At 41.2% G+C, this 25,426-nt stretch carries 21 protein-coding genes and 7 tRNA genes; 6 read left to right on the top strand and 22 right to left on the bottom strand.

The features are described 5' to 3' along the window. Positions 1-33: 33 nt before the first annotated feature. Complete coding sequence (locus ACSLUR_RS14580) at positions 34-1,224, top strand: MerR family transcriptional regulator (protein WP_448555748.1); 1,191 nt, start codon at positions 34-36, stop codon at positions 1,222-1,224. Between the two features lie 51 nt (positions 1,225-1,275). On the opposite strand, the gene ACSLUR_RS14585 is transcribed toward ACSLUR_RS14580, so the two are convergent. After that, positions 1,276-2,766, bottom strand: a complete 1,491-nt coding sequence (locus ACSLUR_RS14585; RefSeq protein ID WP_448555750.1) for a coiled-coil domain-containing protein — start codon at positions 2,764-2,766, stop codon at positions 1,276-1,278. 1,193 nt (positions 2,767-3,959) lie between these two features. On the opposite strand from ACSLUR_RS14585, the gene ACSLUR_RS14590 reads away from it, so the two are divergent. The 3 genes from ACSLUR_RS14590 to ACSLUR_RS14600 are packed head-to-tail and all read left to right on the top strand — an operon-like array spanning position 3,960 to position 5,757. After that, positions 3,960-4,427 carry a GNAT family N-acetyltransferase gene (locus tag ACSLUR_RS14590; RefSeq protein ID WP_448555753.1) on the top strand — a complete coding sequence of 156 codons (468 nt, stop codon included), beginning with the start codon at positions 3,960-3,962 and terminating at the stop codon, positions 4,425-4,427. Further along, complete coding sequence (locus tag ACSLUR_RS14595; protein ID WP_448555755.1) at positions 4,420-5,178, top strand: hypothetical protein; 759 nt, start codon at positions 4,420-4,422, stop codon at positions 5,176-5,178. The genes ACSLUR_RS14590 and ACSLUR_RS14595 overlap by 8 nt, the downstream gene beginning before the upstream one ends. 3 nt (positions 5,179-5,181) lie before the next feature. Next, the gene (locus ACSLUR_RS14600; RefSeq protein WP_448555757.1) at positions 5,182-5,757 is read left to right on the top strand and encodes a hypothetical protein; all 576 of its coding nucleotides are present in this window, start codon (positions 5,182-5,184) and stop codon (positions 5,755-5,757) included. 884 nt (positions 5,758-6,641) lie between these two features. Here the strand turns inward: ACSLUR_RS14600 and ACSLUR_RS14605 are convergent. From ACSLUR_RS14605 to ybgC, 21 genes are all read right to left on the bottom strand, one after another. Then, positions 6,642-7,208 (bottom strand): recombinase family protein, encoded by a 567-nt coding sequence (locus ACSLUR_RS14605; protein ID WP_448555759.1) that lies wholly within the window; start codon positions 7,206-7,208, stop codon positions 6,642-6,644. A 370-nt stretch (positions 7,209-7,578) separates the two neighbouring features. Beyond that, complete coding sequence (locus ACSLUR_RS14610; protein WP_448555761.1) at positions 7,579-9,084, bottom strand: KAP family P-loop NTPase fold protein; 1,506 nt, start codon at positions 9,082-9,084, stop codon at positions 7,579-7,581. Positions 9,085-9,434: 350 nt separating this feature from the next. Then, positions 9,435-10,346 (bottom strand): hypothetical protein, encoded by a 912-nt coding sequence (locus tag ACSLUR_RS14615; RefSeq protein WP_448555763.1) that lies wholly within the window; start codon positions 10,344-10,346, stop codon positions 9,435-9,437. Between the two features lie 11 nt (positions 10,347-10,357). Next, positions 10,358-10,819: a hypothetical protein gene (locus ACSLUR_RS14620; RefSeq protein WP_448555765.1), complete on the bottom strand. Its 462-nt coding sequence runs from the start codon at positions 10,817-10,819 to the stop codon at positions 10,358-10,360. Between the two features lie 126 nt (positions 10,820-10,945). Continuing rightward, on the bottom strand, positions 10,946-12,109 hold the full coding sequence (locus tag ACSLUR_RS14625) for a tyrosine-type recombinase/integrase (RefSeq protein ID WP_448555767.1): 1,164 nt from the start codon (positions 12,107-12,109) through the stop codon (positions 10,946-10,948). 94 nt (positions 12,110-12,203) lie between these two features. After that, positions 12,204-13,916, bottom strand: coding sequence for a DUF6538 domain-containing protein (locus ACSLUR_RS14630; RefSeq protein WP_448555769.1), 1,713 nt, complete (start codon positions 13,914-13,916; stop codon positions 12,204-12,206). A 95-nt stretch (positions 13,917-14,011) separates the two neighbouring features. Then, positions 14,012-14,099, bottom strand: a tRNA-Ser gene (locus tag ACSLUR_RS14635). A 196-nt stretch (positions 14,100-14,295) separates the two neighbouring features. Continuing rightward, the gene (gene nadA / locus ACSLUR_RS14640) at positions 14,296-15,336 is read right to left on the bottom strand and encodes a quinolinate synthase NadA (protein ID WP_116000554.1); all 1,041 of its coding nucleotides are present in this window, start codon (positions 15,334-15,336) and stop codon (positions 14,296-14,298) included. A 530-nt stretch (positions 15,337-15,866) separates the two neighbouring features. Further along, positions 15,867-15,942: transfer RNA gene (locus tag ACSLUR_RS14645), tRNA-Lys, on the bottom strand. A gap of 245 nt (positions 15,943-16,187) precedes the next feature. Beyond that, positions 16,188-16,263: transfer RNA gene (locus ACSLUR_RS14650), tRNA-Lys, on the bottom strand. Between the two features lie 46 nt (positions 16,264-16,309). Continuing rightward, positions 16,310-16,385, bottom strand: a tRNA-Lys gene (locus tag ACSLUR_RS14655). 61 nt (positions 16,386-16,446) lie between these two features. Next, positions 16,447-16,522: transfer RNA gene (locus ACSLUR_RS14660), tRNA-Lys, on the bottom strand. Positions 16,523-16,587: 65 nt separating this feature from the next. Beyond that, a tRNA-Lys gene (locus ACSLUR_RS14665) sits at positions 16,588-16,663 on the bottom strand. A 54-nt stretch (positions 16,664-16,717) separates the two neighbouring features. Then, positions 16,718-16,793 (bottom strand) — tRNA-Lys (locus ACSLUR_RS14670). 146 nt (positions 16,794-16,939) lie between these two features. Further along, complete coding sequence (gene ybgF, locus ACSLUR_RS14675) at positions 16,940-17,707, bottom strand: tol-pal system protein YbgF (protein WP_116000558.1); 768 nt, start codon at positions 17,705-17,707, stop codon at positions 16,940-16,942. Positions 17,708-17,747: 40 nt separating this feature from the next. After that, a complete protein-coding gene (gene pal, locus ACSLUR_RS14680; protein ID WP_116000559.1) occupies positions 17,748-18,293 on the bottom strand; it encodes a peptidoglycan-associated lipoprotein Pal in 546 nt (181 codons plus the stop codon). 42 nt (positions 18,294-18,335) lie between these two features. Next, a complete protein-coding gene (gene tolB / locus ACSLUR_RS14685; RefSeq protein WP_258872251.1) occupies positions 18,336-19,685 on the bottom strand; it encodes a Tol-Pal system beta propeller repeat protein TolB in 1,350 nt (449 codons plus the stop codon). A gap of 81 nt (positions 19,686-19,766) precedes the next feature. Beyond that, a complete protein-coding gene (tolA, locus tag ACSLUR_RS14690; RefSeq protein WP_448555772.1) occupies positions 19,767-20,711 on the bottom strand; it encodes a cell envelope integrity protein TolA in 945 nt (314 codons plus the stop codon). A gap of 3 nt (positions 20,712-20,714) precedes the next feature. Continuing rightward, positions 20,715-21,137: a protein TolR gene (gene tolR, locus ACSLUR_RS14695; RefSeq protein ID WP_448555774.1), complete on the bottom strand. Its 423-nt coding sequence runs from the start codon at positions 21,135-21,137 to the stop codon at positions 20,715-20,717. A 15-nt stretch (positions 21,138-21,152) separates the two neighbouring features. Then, positions 21,153-21,830, bottom strand: a complete 678-nt coding sequence (gene tolQ / locus ACSLUR_RS14700) for a protein TolQ (protein WP_116000562.1) — start codon at positions 21,828-21,830, stop codon at positions 21,153-21,155. Next, positions 21,820-22,230, bottom strand: coding sequence for a tol-pal system-associated acyl-CoA thioesterase (gene ybgC / locus ACSLUR_RS14705; protein WP_448555776.1), 411 nt, complete (start codon positions 22,228-22,230; stop codon positions 21,820-21,822). The genes tolQ and ybgC overlap by 11 nt, the downstream gene beginning before the upstream one ends. Before the next feature lie 1,076 nt (positions 22,231-23,306). On the opposite strand from ybgC, the gene ACSLUR_RS14710 reads away from it, so the two are divergent. Then, on the top strand, positions 23,307-24,176 hold the full coding sequence (locus tag ACSLUR_RS14710; protein ID WP_448555778.1) for a tetratricopeptide repeat protein: 870 nt from the start codon (positions 23,307-23,309) through the stop codon (positions 24,174-24,176). A 352-nt stretch (positions 24,177-24,528) separates the two neighbouring features. Further along, a complete protein-coding gene (locus ACSLUR_RS14715) occupies positions 24,529-25,398 on the top strand; it encodes a tetratricopeptide repeat protein (RefSeq protein WP_448555781.1) in 870 nt (289 codons plus the stop codon). The last annotated feature ends 28 nt before the right edge of the window (positions 25,399-25,426 follow it).

Raw genomic sequence — 25,426 nt, forward strand, 5'->3', positions numbered from 1 at the left:
TACAGTAGCAACAAGATTAAAGTGAGCGTCCGCATGTACCGTATCTCTGAGCTAGCAAACCAAGTAGGACTTTCGAGAACAGCCCTGCTCTACTATGAAAAACTCGGGCTTATCAAAGGGCACCGACAAGCGAATGGCTATCGGCTTTATTCAGCATTAGATGTAGAGCAAGTAAAGTTTATTCAACAGCTTCAGCTTGGTGGCTTGTCGTTAAAAGAATGTAAAGCTTGTTTGGCACACCAAGTTGATAAAGAAATGCTTAAACAACGGCTTGCCAAACTAGACGAAGAGATATTACAGAAACAACAAGCCAGAGCAATGCTTGCAGCCATGGCTGGCTTAAACGCTGAGGTTAACGAACAAAGCTGGCACCAAAAGGCCATTCACGAAACACCAGAAGCCCATTTTAATTGGCTTTTAACACAAGGCTTTAACGAAAAAGAAGCCTTTCGACTGAAATGGTTATCAAAAAATATGACAAAACACGATCAATATATGAATGACTTTATGCATATTTTTTATGGGCTAGAAAGATGGGGGCCAGGCGATGAAAGCGAAACACTGCGCGCCCTTTCACTACTAACAAGCAAGCCCCAAAAGGTGCTCGAAATTGGCTGTGGTAAGGGCTTAGCAACCAAAGTACTTGCGCAGCACTTACAAGCTGAAATTACTGCAGTGGACAACGAAGAGTCTGCACTCGTCAGTGTCAAACAAATGCTTCAAAGCCAGCCTAAAGCAAAGATAAGAAGTTCAGTTAACACTCTTTGCGCGAGTATGACCGACTTGCCATTTAAGCCCAATAGCTTTGATATGATTTGGGCAGAATCATCTGCTTATATTATGGGCGTAGAAAACGCACTGACTGCTTGGAAACCACTACTAACTGATAACGGTTTACTGGTGTTTAGTGATCTCGTTTTGCTGACAGATAAGCCAAGCAAAGAAGTGGCAGCGCATTGGCAAAAAGACTACCCAGATATCCAAACCATTGATACCAGAAGACAACAAATTACCAAAGCAGGTTACGAGCCAATTGCTGATTTTACTTACCAGCAAGCCTCTTGGGATAACTATTATCTCCCCTTACAACAGCGAATTAACGAGTTATCACCTAGCATGAAAGGTTCCCAAGCACTGGCTGATTTATCACGCGAAGTTGAGTTTTATCTTAATTATCAAAAAGAATATGGGTATCAGATGTTTGCTGCTCAGTTTAAGTTGTAATAACAATCAATTAAGCAGCTAAATATTCTGAAAACACTGGTTTAAAAAGTTCTATGCTGTGTCTTGTCTTTCGACATTTTCCTCACCAACCTGAGATTTTACAATTGAAGTGACTTTATCATCGGCTTGCTTTATTTTTTCTTTGCCTTCTTTTTCTAGCTTGTTTGCCATAGCGGTAAAGCCAGGGATTTTTCTCAACTTCTCAACAGCATCAGCATATTTCACACTTTTATCTAGGGCATCCATTAAAGGGTGATCAGTTGTATTGTAATCTGAAATCAATTTACCAGGGTTTTCAGAGTTAACATAAAGAAGGTTATAAAGAAGCTTTATTTTCAAATCGTTAGAAATACTGTCTTCACCGATTTCCTCTATTTGATTTGATAAACCTTCATAAGTTTTACTCAACACTCCCTTGTGAGTGTATTCCTCTATTAACCTTTTTGATAAATTCAGTTTCTTATTTGATGAATAGGCAATCCATAGGACAGGGAAATACAATGGAAGTATCGATATTAATAGCTTCGGGGTATCTGATATCACGCTAACAAGATCTTTTCCCAAACCAATAAGTAAATATATATCAATAGCAAATGGCACTAAAGAAATAAGAACAAGAGATAAAATCGCTTTGTTAAAGCTCACTTGATATTTATCAAGTGAGCTTTCTTCCGCTTCTATCTTCTTGTCATATGCAGCACTCAAACCAGCAGTTAACGCTTCTGGAAGTAACTTCCTTATTTCTTTGTGTGTATCGTCAAAAGTTTCCTTACAGCCTTTGATAAATAAATCTAGCTTTTCCTGAGAGTTTTCCAAGATTTTATTGTACTCAATCTCAGTTTCTTCAGATAAAGTAGCCTGTTTATTTTGAAAGTCATTAAGATTCGACTCTAGACTAGTGTATGACTCTTCCAGTTTATCTTTTAAGCCTGATATTTTTATAGACTTCTCGGGGTCGTCTTCATCTTCGACTTCATAGCCAAAAACTTCATCCCTAATTTCCAATACTTTAGAGTGAACAGAGGCTACGCTTTTGAGAAGATTTTGAACCTTGGTTGAACTGCTTTCTGAGGTATCAATAAGCTCCTTAATACGCTCAATTTCACTTCCTAAATTGTCATTTTCAAACAACAATGAATTTATCTGCTCTAATGAACTGTCCAAGCCTCTGTTTTTTTCATTTACACTTTCAACAACACCATTAACTTCACTCATTACCGTTGCGGCTTCAACAGTAATTTCTTGGGCTTTAGTACTAGCTCTATCTAAACTATCCAGATATTTTGTGAGTTCATTCTTTAAACCAGATATTTCTTTACCAGATTCAATAACCTCATCTTTAATTTTCTTAATTTTACTATTATGTTGAGCAGCAGATCGAGCCGCACTCAATGCAGTCTTTTGACTATCGGTTGGCTGAATAATCTTTTCTTCAATATCTTCCAACTTAGTTAAAGTTTTTTCAGAAACTGACTCTAATGCAGATAGGCGCTTCCATAACTTACCTATTTCATCACTATTTCTCTTATCGCTTCCAAACATTTTAAGACTCTTGATATATATTTATATTGCCGAACTATGACATTAAAAATCATTGATTTTCAATAAATAAAATCAACTATTCTTAATGTTATCCAGCTTTAATCGAAATATTTTGGGCACCGATAAGTCAAAAGTCTGCAAACTGTAAATTTATAAACAAAGGGGTTCTAATCAACTTGGAAATAAATAATTTGGATGGTCACATACGAGTCACAAAAAATCAGGGGGATTTTGACAAAGCCAGTGGGAATAAGGGCTAGGGGTGGCGGTGACGGAGAGATTCGAACTCTCGATACGTAAGCAAAAAGGTAAAAACCCAATTTATCAATAAGTTAAGGTTACACAGTTTTCACCTTTTGTACTAGCTTTTTGTACTAGTGTAAAACACCACCTGATACTGCCTAAATAACCTAGCATCACAATGACAACTAACTGTTGAGTAAGGACATAAAAATAGTCAGTAAAATCAATGAACTCCAAAAAAGCCCCCTATTGAAGAACTAAAGGAAAACTCTATATACTCTTATAGAGTACTCCTATTGAGTCTCTGACTGAGTATCTAATAGAGTGTATCTACATCCGCAGACAATATTAATTGTAGTAAGCTGAAGACGCTCAAGAGGAGTCCTTAATGAGTCGTTCCTCTTCTTCTGTTCAAGTCCAATGTTAAGACTACTGTAGCCAGAAGACTCTACTATCTGCTTAGCTAGCCTATAAGATACCTTCAAGACGTATTCAGTGATCCTCTGAGCGACTTAAAAGCTTAAAGCACCCAATCATCTTACTCAGAAGTTAAGTCCTCAGTATGATCTTCTTATGCCCTCTTCTTGCTGCTTTAAGTTCCTGAGTATCTAGGTCTAGTGATGTCTTCATTGTACTAACAGAAGCATGCTCCTCTAAAAAGCCCTCCTTAGGAGAAGAAAGCCAAGCCACCTCAACACAGGCGAACAAAGGCTCTTTTCTGTGGGGGCTATAAAGTAAGCAATTGTTAACCTTGTTCATAGGTCTTCTAGCACACCAGCCCTCCTCATTCATTTTAACCACAAGTCCTATGCTGAGTGGTCTTAACGACCATTACCAGAGCTTCTAAGGAGGTCACAACTCAATATCCTAGCGACATCATAAAGACACCTGAAAGTCTCTAAAAAACACCAAAAATCAACTATCTTCCACTCAAAAAGGAGTGAAAACCATTGAAAGACATCATCCTAACCGAGGCTCGTAAGTCTCACATCGAAGACATCCTAAAGATGTCAATCAGAGCCTTCAAAGAAGGTGAAGAAGGTCATCTAACCGTTGATAAAACAAAGATGCTCAGTGTTATCTCAGAGTGCGTCCTTAGTCCTCATCAGTTAGCTGTAGTAGCTATGTCAGAGGGCAAGATAAGAGGTCTTGTGTTGGGTCACGTAGACTCACACGCCTACTGTAAGGAGCTAGTTGCTGAGGACATCTGCATCTACGTAACACCATCTTACAGACGCTCCCAATTAGGGACTCAGTTAGTAGAGACCTACATCAACTGGTGCAACCGCATACCTAAGTTAGCTGTGAGTTGCCTCGGTCTGTCGCGTCTGAATGAGACCTCTGAAGGTATGTCTGAGCTCTTTGAAAAACACGGTTATCAACTTAAAGGAAAGCAATACGCAAAGCTAAATGTCTAAAGCATTTAAGAAAATAGCAAGAGGCGTCAAGAAGCGCTTCAAGTCAGCAGTCAAGATAGTCAAGAAAGTAGCCTCTTCAAAGGTATTCAAAGCCGTAGCAATTGCAGTAGCCATCTACTTCACAGCAGGAGCAGCGGCAGGAGCATTCGGAACAGCAGCGGCCTCAGGAGGTGCCGCAGCCACAGGAGCAGGTGCAGCAGCTACGACAGCCACAGCAGGAGCTACAGCAGCGTCCACAGCAGGAGCCACAGTTGGAGCAGGGGCAGCAGCAGCTACTGGAGCGGCAACCACTGGAGCAGCGGTGACAGGAGCAGGGGCGGCTACTACGGTTGGTAGCACAGTGGCAGCTAGTGGCGGTGGAGGATTACTTGCTAGTATCGCTAGTGCTATGACCCCTACAACTGCTGGCGGTGCTTTGGTAGCTTCTACTGCGCTTAACGTGGGCGCTAACATGGCTCAGGCTTCTGTAGCAAGAGATGAACAGCGTAAATATGATAGAGAGCTGACTAGAAATAATTCTACTTATCTGCCTGTTGGTGAAGACCTATCGAACCTTAATGGTCGTTACATGCCTAAAGCCCCCTCTGTAGGCAACTCTGGAAACTTACTTGCTCGGACAGCAGAGCTCTCAAGACAAGGGAGTCAAGCGGCCGCTAGCAGCAACTCATTAATTAGTCGAGTCCCTAAGACCTCTAACACTGAAGGATCCTCAGCTCGCTACTACGATTCATCAACTAACTCATGGAGATAATAAGTGTCATTATTACAAGAAATTGAGCAGCGTAACCGTGAAGCTCATCAACAACTACTAGCTAATAGTCAAGAAGCAGAAAGGCAGCTCAACGCTCCTACTGCTCAAGAGAGCTACATCAATTCTCGTAAAGAAGTTTCTCAAGGTATGCAACAGATGCCTGATACTCAGATGCAAGAGGAAGATGCTACGCCAGAAGAGCAGGATCAATATGACCAACTAGAGCAACAAGCTATTAGTATCATCAATGAGCAATACAGCTCTGATTCGATGCTTCAAGCTATCAATACATCTGTGGACGCTGTAGAAGGCATAGGTAATGCTGCATTTGATATCATCTCTCACCTAAAAAGCAAAACGCCAGATATTAGCGGTGATATATTGCAGGCTCTAGGTGAGAATATTGTAGGCTTCATCACTGATTTATCTGAGGTCGCAAACCCGCACCTGAACCTAAGTGAAGATGATGTCGCTGAAGCATATAGCATCGCCTTACAACAGTATATGAGCGCCTACCCTCAGGAGGTGGACGATGATATGAGAGACTACCTAGCTCAGGAGCCACCAAGTCAGTTATAAGGCTTTAAAACACTGGCTTTAAGCTGAGTTGTTATTGACCGCCAAGGAAGGCAGTTGATAGTGAAAATTAAAAAAGCCCCCTTTAGAAAGACTAAAGGAAAACTCTATATACTCTTATAGAGTAGCTACTTGGTTAACTCCTATAGAGACTCAAACTGAGGCTATCAAAGAATACAACTTCATCAGCCACCCAACCAATAATCCATATCATACTGAGGTCTATAATTTCATTAGTGAGGTCATAGATTACTGTATGTCACTATTCAATGCTGAAGCTGAAGAAGTGGGAATTGCCTAGCTGCTGGCTGACCCTTCAACTACGTCAGATAAGGTAGCATCAGCAGTGTAATAATTAGGGTCAGTGGTAAGACTGTCTTGAGCCAGAATTCAATAGATAAGCCTTTCCATAGAAGCAGCTCAAGCACTACCGCAATCGTCAAAATTAACATTCTATCTCGTCCGTAAGTAAGCTGGTTTAGCAACATTGAGAGCAACACACAGTAACTCTCAATGATGCCTCATACTGTCAGTGGTCTATTTAACCCAGTAAACTTGAAACTCTTCTGCGCTAATATAGACCTCAGCTACCACTAGCCTTAAAAAGAAATGTTTCTTAGTTATCTCAAGCTCTATAGCTCCCTCGAATAGGCTAAACTCCACAAGCTTGTAGATTGATTTAATTTTCGTGTTAGCTGATTGAATTGATGATGTAAGCATGTCTGTTACTCCTTGATGCTTTTAATATTAAGTAAATTAGTCTGTTATGCCCCTTAGACACGCCCATAGCGATCCTGTAAGAGGACTTTAGGGAGTGACCTAAGGAATCGTATTGCTTTAGCTAGTTTTGATCGCTAAGACCTGCTAATAGCGTGCTGCTGATGTATCTAGTCTGATTCATTTAAGGTTGCTAAGAGTCGATAAACGGAGCTCTTATTTAAGCCGTATTTAGTGGCAACATCTTTAACTAACATGCCGCCTTCTCTATCCTCTTTCATTTGCAGCAACTGCTCATCTGTCAGCTTAGCTTTGCGGCCAAACTGAACACCTTTTGCCTTAGCTGCTTCAATGCCATCTAGTTGCCTTTCTTTGCGTATTTCATTTTCAAACTCAGCAATACTCGCTAGTAGATTGAACAAGAGCTTTCCCGTTGATGTAGAGGTATCTATTTGCTGGTCTAACACAACTAACTCCACACCTTTCTGCTTCAGCTCTTCAGCTACTCTGGTTAAGTGATAGGTAGAACGAAATAGCCTATCTAGCCTAGAGATAACTAGTTGGTCTCCTGTCCGTATATACTCAAGGCATTGTTTTAGCTGAGGTCTATCAGCAGTTGTACCTGAGTGCTTGTCTTTGAATACCTTGTCACACCCATATGCTTCTAACTTCTGTAGCTGCACCTTTAGCGACTGACCTACAGAAGATACACGAGCATAGCCTACTCTCTCACCCATACTATTAAAACTCCTAATACGTTGTGAAAAATACATTATAAGACATATTTTAAGATGTCAACACATAACATCTCATAAAGTGCACTTTTTAAGATGCTATTGATGATGCTGGCGCAGTAGTGCTTTTGTGAGCCGTTATAGCCAGCTTTAGGTATAAAGAATGAAGACTTAGTGCGGTCGTTACATTAGCTACAAGCCACGGCAGCTAAGGCTCAAAAGAAAAAGAAGAGTGAATTTGTGTGAGGTGAGGCCAACTAGGTTCACTACATTCTCTGGGCTCAGATAGAGGACCCTACCCCTTATATATGAACTCGACCTTGCCCTATCTCAGAATGGGTACACAGAAATTTTTCTAGATTTTTGGTTGGGGTTAGTCGAATAAATCAGCAACTTCAACCATATTGAAGTAATTCGTTCTTCTTTCTTTGTGCTCTTTTTGAAATTTACTCAAAGAAATGTACATCCGAGACTTAACACTAATGGAATGAATATCTTCTTCAAGACTTCTTTCAAATTCACTATCAAAGTAAATCATGTAAGACCATTCTATAATCTGTGAAACATTGACCTCAATAGAGTCAGAATCTGTGTTCGAATACTGATCAACATGTATAAAAAAAACGAACTCTGAGTGCTTTAACTCTTTTTGCAATGACCTTAAGTGCTCTCTGTGTGTAGAGTCAATACTCCCATCAGGAGAAATCCGGGTAAGTTTCCCTTCTTTGAACAGCTTGTAATGAAATGGAAACTTATGGTTAAGGCAAAACAGTAATAGCAGATATATCCAATTAATCGGTTGTGCACGAGATGCTGAAATTATAGAACTCATTAACCTATCCATGACTAGTTCTGAATCTCTCAATTTCATTTGAAATGCAGTCAATATTGCTGAGCACACATCCCGAAAGTCATTTACTTTATTCAATCCTTCTTTGATAACTGGCCACAAGTTTCTATCATATAGATATTCCAACCTATCGTTACCAACAGTCTGACATACATTCAAAAAATGCCTAACTGAGGGTTCGGGAAGCGTAAACCTTCTATGAAAAAACCGTGTCAAATACTGCCTAGAGTCAAATTCAGAACCATATAGAACCTTTATAGCACTTTGAAGTTGCTCGGTATCACTACCTATTACAAAAACAACATTAGGAATATCAAATAGATGTTTTACAACTTCTAAAAGCTCAACTGCAAAGGTAGGCCTACACCTATCGAGCTCGTCAATGAAGATATAAAGTGGATATCTATATTCTTTGTTATCTTGCTGAACTAGGGCTGATACACTTGCCGTTATTAGCAATTTGAATTCGTCAATCGCTCTGGACTGCTCATTATGTTGATCTATCAGTTGTTTAGTAGCCGCTCCAGCAACTTCAGCTAAGTTTTTTCTATCTGTGTTTTCTAGCCCTTCATCTAGTTCGTCCAGCTTAACTCCTGTAGCTTTATAAACCATAGCTTTCGCTATATGAGGAGCAACCCCTTTCAAGAAGTTGCCTACCGATTTATATGCTGTTGATGACTCTTTATGCCCCCTTAGGGTGCTAAACTGAGACTCTAAAGCAGATATTAGAGTTAAGAGCGGGTCATCAGAATAGTCATGCTTCCAAACATCGACATAAATACATGGGTACTGCCGCTGAATAGACATATACCATCGCTTCAAAAAGTATGTTTTGCCTGTTCCCCAATCACTGTCAAGATTGAGAACATAATTACGTTCTCCTAAAGATGCTATGTATGAAGTCAGGTACTCGGCATACTTATTTCTCTCCAACGCATCTGAAGGCATCACCTCTTCATTAGATGAACCTGCTGAAAGTGAAAAGTCTATAGGAGAATCCCAATCAAATTGATGCTTTTGTTCTTTCATAGATTCCTAATCCTGTTTATCGTGCGAAGATATATACTGACACCTGTATATCTAAATTATCATTATGTTACATGCAAAGTTGGTAGCTGTGAGCTCTAGTCTATACTAGTACACATTAACGAACATCGTCGAAAGGTTTTGGAATTGGGTGATTGAGCTAGAGCCGCTGAAAGCAACATCAGCTAAGGCTCAAAAGAAAAAGAAGAGTGAATTTGTGTGAGGTGAGGCAAATTAGGTTCCCTACAATTTTTAAGCTCATAGAGAAGACCCCACCCCTTATATATGAAAGCGACCTTGCCCTATCTCAGCATGGTCTCACAGAATTTTTTTGAGTTATTCTGTAGGGGTACTTATTCGTCCCTGTTTATAGTAATTCTAAACCTTGGCTCGTGGCGTTTTCTCTCCGAGACGGAATCCTGCAAAGAGTTGAAACAAGAGTGACTAAACATACTGCTAATCATTCCTAGATGCTCCAACCCCTTTAGCTTTAATGAGAAGTCATCAACTAATTTTTGACAAAGAGTCACACTTAAACCCGTTGCAATCAATTCAGATAGACACGAGCCGAGTCTGTTAAGCTTTAAGCGGCTACCATAAAGAACATCTTTCGCTACTAACTTGGAGTAATACTCTCCTCTTGAATGCTCTACAGTGGATAAGTAACGAGTATATATATCTAACCCTTTCTTCTGCTCTGACCCTTCATGATATACGCCCATAGATACCTTTTCATCGATTCCTATTAACTGGTTGATGCTGATTCTAGATAGAGAGTAATACTCTGAATGAGCTGCAACAAAATCACGAGGCACTTCCCATTGAATCTCGAAAATTTTATCTAACTCGTCAGTAACTTGCTCGATAACTTTATTAATCTGTTCAATACGGTCTCTCTGTTCCATTAGTTCAGACTGTCTAAGCATTGCTTTAGCTGATTTCTTCGCTTCTTCATTAGCCAGCTTCATCTCCTGACGAGTCAGTTTGAGCTCTTCAGTTGTATTTCTGAGCTCCTGACCTTGAATACGTATTGAATAAATCAACAGCAATACTGTAGAAAAGCCCAAAACAGGGTTTAATAGACCGCCTATATAATCACCAAACTGAGCGAAGGCTTCTTGGTCAGCTTTTCCTGTTATGAAGAAGTTGTAAATGTGGACTGTAACGATGAGCGCAAAGAAGAGAGCTATACCTATTATTACCTTAGTAACTAACCTCTGGAAGTTAGCTAGCTCATCGTTCGTGTCTTGAGGTTCTGTATTCATTGATTACCTTTTTAGTTTCCTTTTGAAGAGTTGTTTAACATATTTAACCAAGCTGCTGCTCCCATAGTTGCTTGAGCCTCTGCCGCTTGCTGTTGTGCTCTTGCGGACTGAGATAATGAGTTGCTTTTCTGGAGCTCAAGGGCATATGCTAGGTCTTGTTTGAATAGGTCTGAGCCGTGGTCATCTCTGCTGATAGTATTCTGATATATGATACCTTTATTACCTGTTAACTGTTGATTCACTGAGTAACCACTCGCCCACTTCAATCTAATGTTTGCTGTGACATTGTAAGCTGTAGGGTGAGTTGTTTGCACTCTCATTGGAGTCTGCCCCAGCACCTGACCATTCTCGTTATATATCCATGCACCGCTAGGTACACTATGAACATCAAAGAAAGCATATTGATTAGTGATTGGTGCAGCGCACCCTGCAAGAAGAATAATTGAAACTAGAGAAGTTACGAGATATCGCATAGACATTTCCTTATGATTACTACTGAAACCTAAAAGATAGGCTCTACGAAGTTTCTCACTTAAAAACAACTATATCAACCACTTAGAAACACGACGAAACCCAAGCCATAGGTTAATATTCAAGCATCAATCCCACAGCCCGCAATCTATCAGGTAGTCCTCAACTTTAGTGAGTGCAGCTAGCTTCTCATCAAAGAAGTCATAGACATTGTAAACAGAGTCAGTAACCTCTTTAAATTTATGACCCAATACCCTCTTCCTGACCTCTAGTGACACTTTCTGTATAGCCATAATTGTTCCCACTGTACGTCTTAAATCACGACAAGTAGCCTTTGCAACTAGTAGCTTTTCTGAGGCTCTTACTAAGGCTTGGTTTACGGTATCTGTCTTCAGTTCATTACCTGCTATTTGCAGAACTAATTTGTCTGTAGAGTTGTATTTAGCGAGTATGAATTTAGCTGACTCAACAAGAGGTACAATACGCTGGCAAGTCTTACTTCTCTCATCGGGAATAATAAACCTCGATTCCCTCATATTAAGCTCAGTAGGTGCTAGTAATCTTAGTTCCTCTTTACGACAGCCAGTAAGAAGGTAAAGCTTAATAGAATCAGAGGTCAGGCAAGATATGGCTTTGCTGCTATTTAAGTAGGCGAACAGCGTTTTTAGCTCATCTTCTGAATGTAATGATCTTCTCCTTGGTTTCTCAGGGTACTTCCTCAGCTTCAGCGTCACATTATAAGGAAGAACATCTGTATCAATTAAGAACTGGATTAGCTTACTAATAGCAGCCTTAGTTCTATTGGCAGTTACAGGAGCCCTGAAAGCTATCGAGTCTAAATATGCCTTCAGAACTGAACGTTTCATTAAGTAGGTGATATCTTTGAAAGGAGGATGATGCAGCAGGTTCTCAATACTTCTCCTGTACTCTACTTGAGTCTTTTCACTGAGCCTCTGCCAATCAAATGACTTATAAAATGAAGGAAGATACCTTCTTAGCCTATTGTCTCTATTACTAGGTTTTATGGGGTCATTAAGCCTATCCACTCGCAGTTCAGCACCGAGCTTTACCGCCTCCCTCCTAGCCTCCTCAACAGACATCTCACCATATGCTCCAAATGTTCTTCTAATCTTTTTGCCATCTACAACCTTATTGATCGTGTAGCAAACTCGACCCGTTTTCATGACTCGAAGCCTAAAACCTACCGTTATCAATTCAGATACAGAATATTCTCTTCCTATAGGCTCAAGGGTCTCAATATAGCTCGCTGTGAACTGAGGCACTTTAGACACAGCCACTCCCTTACTTACTAAGCAACCTGACCCTAGACTAGTAAAGAAAGTTGAATTAGTGAATGATACTTAGTATATAGGTTAAGCTCTAAAATCAATGTATTGGAGATAGTCCCAGTCGAGGAATCTTGTTGATTTCCTCACTAAGAGTCGTTAGCGGCATTTCTCCGTAGCTTCTGCTAACTGAGTTTCCCGAGTGACCTGTCAAAGCATCATGGATGTCTTCTGGTATTTTTAACGAGCGGCAAAGAGTTTTGAATGTGTGCCTAAATGAGTGTAGCGGCTGCCTGCCTTCCAAGCTTGTCGAAAGAGAATCCTCTGCTATTCGTTTAAACCACTTACCGATAGATGAAGCTCTCTTTCCATACTTGTCTTTGGGTAACTGTCCAAATAGCTCATTGCCTGAACATGAGTCGACAAACCTAATAAAGCCAAGCTCAATAAGGTGTGAATGAATTGGAACATCTCGAACACTGGATAAATTTTTGACTGTCTTACCATCCAAATCTTCTGTTATAGAGATGTAGTAGTCTCCGTTGTCGCTCTTGATGTCAGAGCGGTACAACTGAGCTAATTCTTGAATCCTTGCTCCAGTGTAATAGCATAGAATTGGCAACCAGTAGCAAGCAGCTCCGTAAGGGTGGTCAGCATTAGCATCGTTGAAAGCGCTATTACTGAATAACTCCGCAATCTCAGTCTGTTGGTAACCTTTCTCAGCTACCTTCTCCAGTTTGGCCTTTGATTTAGACGCTGTAATACCTGCTCCGTGAGCTGGATTCACAGATATAAGGGCTATATCTACCGCATACTGAAGCACACCTGATAGCAACCTGATATTCTTGTTTACTGTCGATGTAGAAAGTGTTGTCAGCCCTTCTTTTTCGGCTAACTCAACTTGCTCTAACAATGGGAGGCGCTTGATAGCAGCTTTCTTCGATTTTGGCAGCTTCAATAAACAACTTCTATAGTCGATGATATCGGTCTTGGTGATGTCTCTAACATCCTTATCTCCGATAGTTTCAACAAACCGAGTTACATCTAGCTTCGCCTCATCAAGGGTCTTTTCCTTTGAGGCAGTGTTAGCATTTTCATCTATCTTGAGCACGTACTCTCGGTACTCTTTATAGACCATAGATAATAAGCGAACATCAGCAGCTTTCCGCTGAATAGTAATTGCTGGCTTGGTGCTTTCAGATGATAAACGCTCCTGATGAATCGTTTCAGGCTTACTCACCCAATCATCATCTAAACGTTTAAGGCATAGCTGTTCTAACTTTAGCGAGGCGTTATGTACCTTGACCGCTAAGTCTTTAAACTGCTGAGTATCAAAGGGAATGGCTATTGATTGAGCCTTTAGCAAGCTTTCTATCGTGTCTCTATAGTAGCTAGCAAGAAAACTATCGTCTTTATCTTCTAGGTCTAAGAAGTCTGAAGTACCTACAAGATGCTCTCTCTGTTGTCCTCTAGTCTCATCAAAATAAGGAACTGATTGAGTATACTTTGTGAACTCTCCTGAGCTTTCTACTTCAGCAATAGCTTCATCTAACCATCTATCAGCCAATATAGCGAGGTCTCTAGGAGTTAGCTCTGATGTACTAGCTAATGATGCTCTTGCTAGAGCTATTTCATTTTCTGCTTCCGCAATATAACGACCTATACGACTCTTAGCTTCAGCCAGTACCTTAGTATCAAGAGAGGCTTTGAATTCTGTCTTTTTGAGGATGTGTCGGACGTCTTTGGGTACTCCCTTGCGGAAGTAATAAATTCCTGATGATGAATGCTGCTTAGGTGTAGTCATATTTGGCATTTTGTACTAACCTTTTGTACCAGTCAGGGTTAATACAGTTTTTGCTAACTCCTTGAAAACTAAGGACGCCAAGCAGGTTGCGGCTTGCAAGATAATGGCGGTGACGGAGAGATTCGAACTCTCGATACGTTGCCGTATACACACTTTCCAGGCGTGCTCCTTCAGCCACTCGGACACGTCACCTTATTTTGAATAGATTTTCTTGCTAAGCAACTTACAACAAGTCCTTCATTAGCTAGACAGCGCTTTAAAAAAGCTGCGCTATGGTAGAAAAAAAGCCTTGTTTTAGCAAGGCTTTCTTTATTATTTGCAGGTAACTGCTCAGTCGTTAATCAGTTCGCCTGATTTCAGCAACAAATGCTGTTGATTTACTTACAGTTTACCGCTTTAACGAGGCAGAGAATTCCAACATTCGGTTGGTTGAACGCAGTGCACCTTCGCGTAGTTCCATGTCGACGAAGATTTCTTTACCTGATGGGTCAATTAGCGCTTCTTCAATCGCTTTTAGGCCATTCATTGCCATCCACGGACAATGTGCACAGCTGCGACATGCCGCCCCTTGACCTGCTGTTGGAGCTTCGAAGAATTCTTTTTCTGGGCATAACTGCTGCATTTTGTAGAAAATGCCACGGTCGGTCGCAACAATAAACTTCTTGTTCGGTAATTCTTGTGCCGCTTTAATCAGTTGGCTAGTTGAGCCAACCGCATCCGCTAGTTCAACAATTTCCGCTGGCGATTCAGGGTGCACTAAAACGGCTGCATCAGGGTGCAGACCTTTCATGTCTTTTAGCGCTTTGGTTTTGAACTCGTCGTGAACGATACAAGCACCCTGCCACATTAGCATGTCGGCACCTGTTTGCTTTTCGATATAGTTACCTAAGTGGCGATCTGGACCCCAAAGGATTTTTTCACCTTGTTCGTCTAAATGCTCAACGATTTCAAGTGCACAAGAAGAGGTAACAATCCAATCTGCGCGCGCTTTTACCGCCGTAGAGGTATTTGCGTAAACTACTACCGTACGATCTGGGTGCTCGTTACAAAACGCATCGAACTTGTCGATTGGACAGCCTAAATCTAGTGAACAAGTGGCTTCCAGTGTCGGCATAACCACTGTTTTTTCTGGCGTAAGTACTTTGGCGGTTTCCCCCATAAAACGTACACCAGCAACAATTAGGGTGTCAGCTTCGTGCTGGTTACCAAAACGAGCCATTTCTAACGAGTCAGCAACACAGCCACCTGTTTCTTCGGCTAATGCTTGGATTTCTGGGTCTGTGTAGTAATGCGCGATAAGTACTGCATTTTTTTCTTTTAACAGCTTTTTGATACTTTCTTTGTACTGCGCTTTTTGCTCAGCAGTAAGAGGCTGAGGTTTGGCAGGAAATTGAAAATCAATATCAACTGCTAAGTTCGATTGTGACATTACCTTTCTCTAAACTAATTTTTTGACGGGAACAAAATCGGGTGACGATTATACGCCAAAGCCATTAGAAAGTGTACCTAAGGTCATGGCGTTGTCATATATCCTAGTTAAAATCCGAATAACGGTGATTGCTTTCTTCAAAGGCTATAAACAGGTCAATAATCGCTTGGGCTTATTTGATTGTTCTAACGCTGAAATAGCGAGTTTAACTCTAAAGGTTTAAGAATAAAGAGTTGGTTTTAAAGAAATTTGGCTTTTGATTGAGGTACAACAGTTAAAAGCCTTAGCTTTGATTTTTTAGGTAAATTAGGATTTGCAAGTAAGGTGGTCGGTCGTAAAAGATTTGAGCCTTCGGCACTTAATTTGGATAAAAACGTTAAAAGCCTTGGCTTTGGGAATCGCTGTAAATATTGAGTATAAGTGTAAGGTGGTCGGTCGTGAAGGATTTGAACCTTCGACACTTAATTTAGGTAAAAACGTTAAAAGCCTTGGCTTTGATTTCTTAGGTAAATTAGGATTTGAAAGTAAGGTGGTCGGTCGTGAAGGATTTGAACCTTCGACAAATTGGTTAAAAGCCAACTGCTCTACCAACTGAGCTAACGACCGATATAGATTTGATATTTTATCACCGCTCTAAAAAGATTAGAAAGGTGGTTGGCCGTGAAGGGTTTGAACCTTAGACCATTCTTTGGGTTTAAGCGTTAAAAGCCTTGGCTTTTCTCTTTACTTAAACTCATTCACCTGAAAAAGGTGCTCGGTCGTGAAGTATTTGAACCTTCGACCATTCTTTGGGTTTAAGTGTTAAAAGCCTTGGCTTTTCTCTCTACTTAAACTCATTCACCTGAAAAAGGTGGTCGGTCGTGAAGGATTTGAACCTTCGACAAATTGGTTAAAAGCCAACTGCTCTACCAACTGAGCTAACGACCGATATAGATTTGATATTTTGTCACCGCTCTAACAAGGTTAGAAAAGGTGGTCGGTCGTGAAGGATTTGAACCTTCGACAAATTGGTTAAAAGCCAACTGCTCTACCAACTGAGCTAACGACCGATATCAGATTTTTATTTCTGTTACTTACTTAACTGTCAATTACTTAACAAGATTAAGAAAGTGGTCGGTCGTGAAGGATTTGAACCTTCGACAAATTGGTTAAAAGCCAACTGCTCTACCAACTGAGCTAACGACCGATATCAGAAATTTTACGACAATTTACATCACTACTTATTTAGTATTCGCATTGCTGCGAAAAGAGTGGTCGGTCGTGAAGGATTTGAACCTTCGACAAATTGGTTAAAAGCCAACTGCTCTACCAACTGAGCTAACGACCGATATAAATTGTTGTCACAAATGAGTTACCTCACACTTCTCCTTGGTAAGAAAAGTGGTCGGTCGTGAAGGATTTGAACCTTCGACAAATTGGTTAAAAGCCAACTGCTCTACCAACTGAGCTAACGACCGACATTTGTTGTTGCGTTGCCCTCTCGTTCAACGCGCCGCATATGATACTTATAATTTTTGTCAGTGCAACAACATTTTTGATGTTTTTTAGTAATTCAGGTTTGTTTGCCCAAATAGCAAACAAATAGAATAAGTTACCGACAAATTTACTGTAAACTTTGCAATCTAGGCTGGGCTAATTGTGCTGCAGTCGAGTCTGGGTACTGCGCAATCAATTGCTGATACATAGCAACCGCTTTAGCGTTTTGACCTTGCTTTTGTGCAACCATGCCTAGTTTTAGCATAGCATCAGGGCGTTTATTTGAAGTGGTGTGACGCTGAACGACAATATCGAACTCAGCGGCAGCTTGCGCTAACTCACCTTTGTTGAATAACAACTGACCTAGCCAGTAATGAGCATTAGGTGCGTAGGAAGAATTAGGAAAGTTTTTATTGAACGCTTGAAACTCAGGAATCGCCTTATCGTACTGCTTTTCTTTAAGCACCATATTAACTGCACGATCATACGCTTGATTTTCAGTTAAATTGCTACTGTAGTTAGTTGCAGGAGCTGAACCTTGCGGTGCGGCAAGTGCAGCAGGCACTTGGGCAGGCGTTTTAAGCGCTTCAGAAACACGGCGTTCAATTTCTTGATACAGCTCGCGTTGACGTTCAAGCACTTGCGTGAGTTGGTGGCTATGTAACTCAGTTACACCACGCAATTCACTCATCTCTGTTTGTAATTCATCAAGCTGACGTTGAATATTTACTTGTGCTCGATTACGTGCGCTTAATTGACGCTCTAAATTCGCGATACGATCTGACAACGAACCAGAGCCAGCATTTACTTCTAACACCGGTGCCGGTTGCTGAGCTAACACTACAGGAGTGCTAGCTGCAACAAAAAGCCCGAATAAAACTTTATTGAGTTTCATTACCGTCCTATTTACCTAGTTACTTGTAATTAGTTACGAATTAGTAAACTAATACAGCACGACGGTTTTTAGCAAAAGCCGCTTCAGTGCGATCTTTTACCATTGGCTTTTCTTCACCGTAGCTTACAACGCTAAGTTGTGACGGAGAAACGCCCATGTTTTCTAAGTAAGTAACAACCGCTTTTGCACGACGCTCGCCAAGTGCGATGTTGTATTCTGGCGTACCGCGCTCATCTGCGTGGCCTTCAATTAATACTTTAACACCTGAGTTGTTGTTCAAGTATTTAGCATGTGCATCAAGCATTGCTGAGTAAGAGCCTGATAATGATGATGTATCGAAGTCGAAGTAAACAATGTGCTCAGAGCGAAGTTGCTCTAATTCACGACGCTTTTGCTCTTCAATTTCTGCTGCGCGTTGTGCTGCAGTTACTTGTACGTTGTCTGACGTTTGAGTTTGTGAAGCTGTTTGACTTGCGTTGGTGTCAACTTGGCTTTGACCGTCAGTGTCTGAGCTTGAGCTACAAGCTCCTAATGCAAGCATAGGTAATGCAATTGCTACACTCTTCATTACTTTATTCAAGCGCATTTTATTTTCCTTATTCATGTAAATAGAATTAACTAATAATTATTATAAAAATGGTGACCAAGCTGGCGATTTTACTTGTCCATTCAATGCCGGTAAGCGAGCTTTGAAGCGGCCATCAACAGACACTAAACTCAACACTTGGCGACTTCTGTGCATAGTGCTATAGATTATCATGCCACCATTTGGTGATACACTCGGCGACTCATCTAAGCGAGTTTTTGTTAATACTTGGAATACACCAGTATCTAACTCTTGTTTCGCTAAATGGTACTGACCGCGCGTTCGGTTAACCATAATTAATTGACGACCATCAGGAGTTAAACTACCACCTAAGTTCATTTCGCCGTCAAATGTTAAGCGTCTTACTTTACCATCGACTAAATTTACGCGATAAAGCTGTGGTTTTCCACCCCGTTCTGAACTAAAAATCAATGAATTACCATCAGGACTCCAACTTGGTTCAGTGTCGATCGCACGATGGCGAGTCACTCGACGTAACTTATTAGAAGCGATGTCTAACGTATAAATTTCAGGGTTACCATCTTTTGACAGCACTAATGCCAGTTTTTTGCCATCTGGTGAGAAACGCGGTGCGCCATTGATACCAGAGAATGAACTAATTAAACGGCGCTTACCTGTATAGATATCAATAATATGAACTTGCGCTTGGCGGTTTTCAAACGTCACATACGCTAACTGCTCAGCACTTGGGTGCCACGCTGGCGACATTAAAGGTTCTTTTGACTTTAATAGCACTTGCTCGTTGTGACCGTCGTAATCAGCAAAAACCAATTGGTAAGGGAAATCGCCATTGTCACGCACAATGACGTAAGCAATTTTCGTTAAGAATGCACCGCGCTCGCCGGTGAGCTTTTCATAAACCGCGTTACTAATTTGATGAGCAAAGCGACGAAATTGACTCGCACCAATTTGTGCGCCGCTGTCCAACATTAAGTGTGCAGAGTCTGCAACTAAACGACCGCCACTTAACATTTGAGATTTGCCGCCTGTAATTTGGCCGCGAATCACGTCAATTAACTGGTAGTTTACTTGATAGCGCCCAATACCCGCTTCACTTACGCTACCTACTACGATTGCTTCAACGCCTTCTGCTGCCCACGCGGCGTAGTCTACATCTTTATCTGTGTAAACTTGCTGTGGATAGCGACTTGCCGCAATAGGGCTAAACTTGCCACTTCGCAATAAGTCATCACTTACGACTTTGCTGATATTTTCAGGCATAGGGCCTGCGCCTTGCCATTGAAATGGCAAAACAGCGATTGGGCGTGCGCTATCAACACCTTCTGTGATGACAATTTCTAACGTTGCCGAGGCGTGACTCGACATCATTAATAGTGCAAATGACAATACCAGCTTTAGCGACTGGCGCATGGCGTTAAATTGTTGAAACATATATTTTTGCTTTACTCGTTATGGCTCTGTTAATAATTTTTATCTTGCATAGTGACCAATTTAGAACTCTGGCACTACGGTTAAGCTAATTCTTCGCATTTGCGCAAACACTTCTGGATCTTTTGATACCGGTAAAGTTGCCGCTTTATAAACCGCATTTTTAGCTGCGTTACAAACAACCGCACTGCCCTGGCCAGTTTGCACATTAGTCACAAATCCAGATGGTGCTAGAGTTATGGTCAATTTACAAGACTTTCCTTCCATCGTAGAGCGGTCGGTGATCAAGTGTCGCTTTATCGTTTGGGTAATAAGTGCTGTGTAGCGGCTGATTTCAGACTGCATTTGCTGACCACGCGCACGTTGTCTTGCAGCCATTTCTTGCGCCATTTGCTCAGCTAGTAACTGTTCTTGCCTTGCTCGCTCTTTCGCTTCTTGCGCTTTACGTTTGCGCTCTGCTTCAGCTTTGCGCTTGCGTTCTTGCTCTTTCTTTTCGCGAATAGCTTCTTCGCGTTCACGTTTCTTTTTCGCTTCAGCAGCTGCTTTTTCTTTGCGCTTGCGCTCTTGCTCTTTTTTCTTACGCGCTTTTTCTGCAGCTATTGCTTTTTGTTTGGCTTGGCGGGCTTTTTCTTCTGCAATGCGCTTATTTTTTTCCTTTTGCTTGCGCTGCTGTTCGAGCTTTTTAATACGTGCTTGCTCTTTTGCTTTGCGGCGTTTAGCCGCTTCGGCTTTTTCCTTTTGCTCGCGAATGCGTTTTTGCTTGGCCGCTTCTGCTCTTGCTTTTTCTTCACGCAGCTTTTTCGCGTGATTTTCAATTGCAGAATTGTCAACAACAACCGCTTGAATAGGGTTTAAGTTAACTTGCATTGGCGCGGGCTTAGGAGGATGCGAAGTAAAATTACCAAAAAGCAGCACCATGCCCAGCGCAAAGTGCAAACTTAGACTTAAACCAACAGGTGAGGTTAACTTGCTAAGTAGCACTTTCGAAGAAGTCAGTTTACTTGGCACGCCTTATTTCTCCGGCGTGTCTGTCATCAAGCCAACCGAAGGCACACCCGCTTTTTGCAGTAGCACCATCAACTGAATAACCGCGTCATAAGAAACCGCGCCGTCACCGTTAACGACAACGGGCTTTTTTGGGTCTTGCTGCAGCTGAGCGGCAATTTCAATTTCCAACTCTTCTGCGCTAACGCGTTTATTCTTACCTGCGCCTTCTGCAATATAGTAATTACCTTGTGCATCAACTGACGCGACAATTGGCGTTTTGCTATCTTTATCCAGCGGCTCTGAGTCAGCTTTTGGTAGATCGACTTTAACCCCTTGGGTGATAAGCGGCGCAGTAACCATAAAGATGATCAGCAACACCAACATGACATCGATGTAGGGAACTACATTGATTTCCGCAACTTTTCTTCGTCTAACACGGTTATACATAATGTACTCCGCCTCTTAGTGCTCAATCGCAGATTGACGATGTAAAATGGAAGAGAACTCTTCCATAAAGTTGCCATAGCTATTTTCAAGTTTTTCAACTTTATGACTAAAGCGGTTAAACGCCATTACCGCAGGAATTGCCGCAAACAAACCCATAGCGGTTGCCACAAGTGCTTCGGCAATACCTGGCGCGACCATAGCTAACGTTGCTTGTTGCACTGCACCTAGGGCAATAAAAGAATTCATGATCCCCCAAACGGTACCGAATAAACCGATATACGGGCTAATAGAACCTACAGTCGCCATAAAAGGTAAGTGGGTTTCTAAACTATCAACTTCACGTGACAGCGCAACACGCATAGCGCGGTGCGTACCGTCGACTATTGCTTGCGGCGATTGAATATTACTTTTGCGTAATCGGGCAAATTCTTTGAATCCAGCAACAAATAGGCTTTCAATACCTTGTACGTGCTGGCGAGATGAGATTTCGTTATAAAGCTTAGTTAAGTCAGCCCCACTCCAAAATCTATCTTCAAATTGTTTTAATTGATTTGCAGCCTGATCTAGCGCCTTTTTACGCTGAAAAATCATCGCCCAACAGGCAATTGAGAATGCTAACAAGATCAGCATTACCGATTTAACTAATAAACTAGCTTGAAGAAATAAATCAAAAATTGATAATTCAGCTGACACTTTGCAATGCTCCTAGGATAAATGCTGGTATTGGGCAGGGTTTATTTTTCGAAAAATCTACGCAAGCCACGGTAACTTCCACTCGGCAAAGTACCTTGCCGTTTTCATGGGTTATAGACTGTGAAAACATCACACTGGCTTTTTTCAGTCGTGTTATCTCGGAGTGAACCGTAATAAGATCGTCCAATCGGGCGGGTGCAATGTTGTCCATTTCAACTCGTCTGACAACAAAACCCAATGAATGTTCGAGAAAATCTGACTGAGCAATGCCTAGTGCTCTTAACCACTCCGTGCGCGCGCGTTCAAAAAATTTTAAATAATTTGCGTAATAGACAATACCACCCGCATCCGTGTCTTCATAAAACACGCGGATAGGTAATTGAAACGAAGGAGAGGTCATTAATTATTGAGTAATAGAGTTACACTAGTTGTTATGGCGATTATCTTAATAACAAAGCCCTACGCCGACAAGGGCTTGAAGCGCTTAATTCGTCATTAAATTGTAAAAAAGCGCTATCTCGAATAAAAAGCCAACATTTTCCTTACTTAATTTAACCTAATCGTAATATTCATATTTCGCGAATAAAAATTCACAAAACAACGAATAACACGCCATAACTATTCATTAGGCAGTACATACTAATCATACCTATCCATTTCGGATTAGTTTTTCTAATGCTTAAATAAAATTTTATTAGTTTGCCAACACGCTTAACCCTGCCTAAAATACCCTTGTTTTCTGAGCTAGCGCAGTGAGAGCTTCTCACAAGCACAGATACCTTGAAAAGGTGGTGATACACCATCTTCTCTCTGACATGTTTCCTGGAATTTTTTAACTTCCTTCTATCAACTTTATTAAGTTGGCCCGCTTCAAATAAGCGGGCTTTTTTTTTGCCTGTAATATAGGGCGTGTCGATCTTTCGAGATTGAATTTTGTTCAATCTAAACGCTTTCTGATCGCGGCGCTCGTTTTGTCTCATAGTCGTTCTCGGCTTTGTCTCCTGAGTCGCTCTAGCTCCTGCATCCATGCAGTCGCATGTAAAAAGCGAGCAACAAAGAGCAGGAGGCGTTTAGATGAACCCGCAGGGCAGCGTCTGTTTGAATTTTCTACTGTGTTGGCACTTATTTATGGAGAATGACTACACAGCACAAGTGCCGCCTTGTATAAAACCCAAACAGACAGCTGCAAAAGCAACCCTGAAAGATCAACACGTCCTAGTTATTTTTCAAATTGATGATGAGTATTTTTTGCCAAGTGTTTGTAATTATTACTCGTTAGTGATAGTAGTAAATGTACTAACTGCTTCGTAATTCAATTGAACCTTGGATTAAACCTGTTAGTTAAACCTGATTAAAACACTGAGAATATAGCCACTTAATTAAGGCTTTTTGCTGGCTAAATAGGTTTTTGCAGTGTACTTTTGATAGAAGTTGTTAGCGTTATAATCGGATCACACGCATCATGAGAGGGAAAATATGGCAAACTCAACAAGAATAACCTCAGCAAGCAGTACTAATAAGCGTTTATCAACATTAATCGCTGGCTATGTAGCTGCCATGTTACTCATACCTACCACATTTACTCAGCCTGCCAATGCAAATCAATTGGAAGCGTGCAACACTGAAGAGTGTGCTTCTTATTTCAAAAAGTTTAAGCGCGCAGCCCGTAAAGGATATGTTTCAGCACAGTACAATACGGCTAAGTTTTATTACTACGGTTACGGCACCGAAGCAGACAAAGCACTTGCTTTAAAATACTACAGAAAAACAGCTGTAAACGGTTCGAAAGAAGCACAATATATGACAGGCCTAATTTACGTGTCGGAGCCTGACTTGCAAGATCACGAGCAAGGTATTTACTGGCTAGAGCGAGCCGCAGCTAATGGTCACATCCACGCGGCATTTTTACTGGGCAAAGCGCATGCGCAAGGCGACACGATTAATGGTGGTGCACCAAACTATCAAGCATCAGATATATGGCTTACCAAATCTTTTGATAAACGCTACAACAAGTTACCAGCACTCGTTGAAGAGTTAAATGCGAAAAAGGTGTTTAATGAAACTAACTACCCTTCCCTTTACAACAAGTTAGTTGAGCACAATATGTGGCTAGCAAAAAACAGCGACGGCGAAGTTGCCTTGAGCAACTGGGATGGTAAAACTTATGAGCGCATTACAGTTACAGGCTACAGCCAAACAGAAGCGTTCGATAATTTGCTGGCAACTTTCCGTGGTAGAAACAACTCCACAGGCAGCCGATTAGGTAGCGACTGTCAGCTAACCGGAGCTTGCGCACGTAAATCGTTAAATGAAATGAAAGACAGTCAGTGGGTATCACAGCAATAGGAACGCTCATCACCTGAACACTGATTTTCCAATCTTCTCAACAGTATTGCCCGCACATATATGCGGGCTTATTTTTGCTAAAACTTAATAGTTTCAATTACTAACGCTGTTCGCTGATACGATAGATTTGTAATGATTACGCTTTAGTGGTAATTGTATATTTGCTAATCACTTCATAAAATCACTAAACTTGAACAGTAGCGCTGCGCAACAACACTACTGTGAAGCTAGTTGTATAGGCTAAACTTAGTTAGTTAATGTAATAACTACGTAAGTCAATAATTATGCAAGCCAATAATTACGTAAGTCTTTAGAGTTGAACACGGATCAAACACGTCAAGAGAGGGACTATATGACAAACCAAGTAAATACAAATTCCAAACGCGCTTCTTCTAAGCGTATTTCGACACTAGTTGCGGCTATTATGAGTACTCTAGTGTTCGCATCTGTAACCTACACAGGCGCTGCAAGTGCTGCACAAATAACAGCATGTGACACAGCAGAGTGTGTCTCTTATTTTAAGAAATTTAAACGTGCAGCACGCAAAGGTTACATTTCAGCTGAATACAACACCGCTAAATTTTATTACTACGGCTATGGCACCGAAGTCGACAAAACGCTTGCTCTAAAATACTACCGAAAATCGGCAGTTAATGGTTCAAAAGAAGCACAATATATGACGGGGCTAATTTTTGTCTCTGAGCCTGGCTTACAAGATCATAAACAAGGTGTTTATTGGCTAGAGCGCGCGGCGGCTAATGGTCATATCCACGCCTTGTTTTTATTAGGCAAAGCGCATGCGCAAGGTGATATTCAAAATAGTGGTGCACCAAATTATCAGGCCTCAGACAAATGGCTAAGCAGAGCATTTGATAAACGCTACAGCAAATTACCTAAGCTTGTTGAAGAGCTAAACAACCAAAAAGTGTTTAATGAAACTAATTACCCTTCCCTTTACAATAAGCTGGTTGAGCACAACATGTGGTTGGCAAAAACTGATGCTGGTAGCGTTGATTTGACTAACTGGGAAGGTAAAACATACGAACGTATAACAGTTACAGGCTCTACGCTGAAACAAGGCTTTGACATGTTGCTCGCCAACTTTCGCAGTAGAAATGACTCTACAGGCAGTAGACTTGGTGGAGATTGCCAATTAAAAGCGGCTTGTCAGCGCAAGTCACTGAATGAAATGAAAGACAGTATGTGGGTGTCGCAAAAATAACTTGCAGTGAGAGTGTGGTTTTATTTCT

It is taken from the genome of Thalassotalea montiporae (assembly GCF_053485855.1).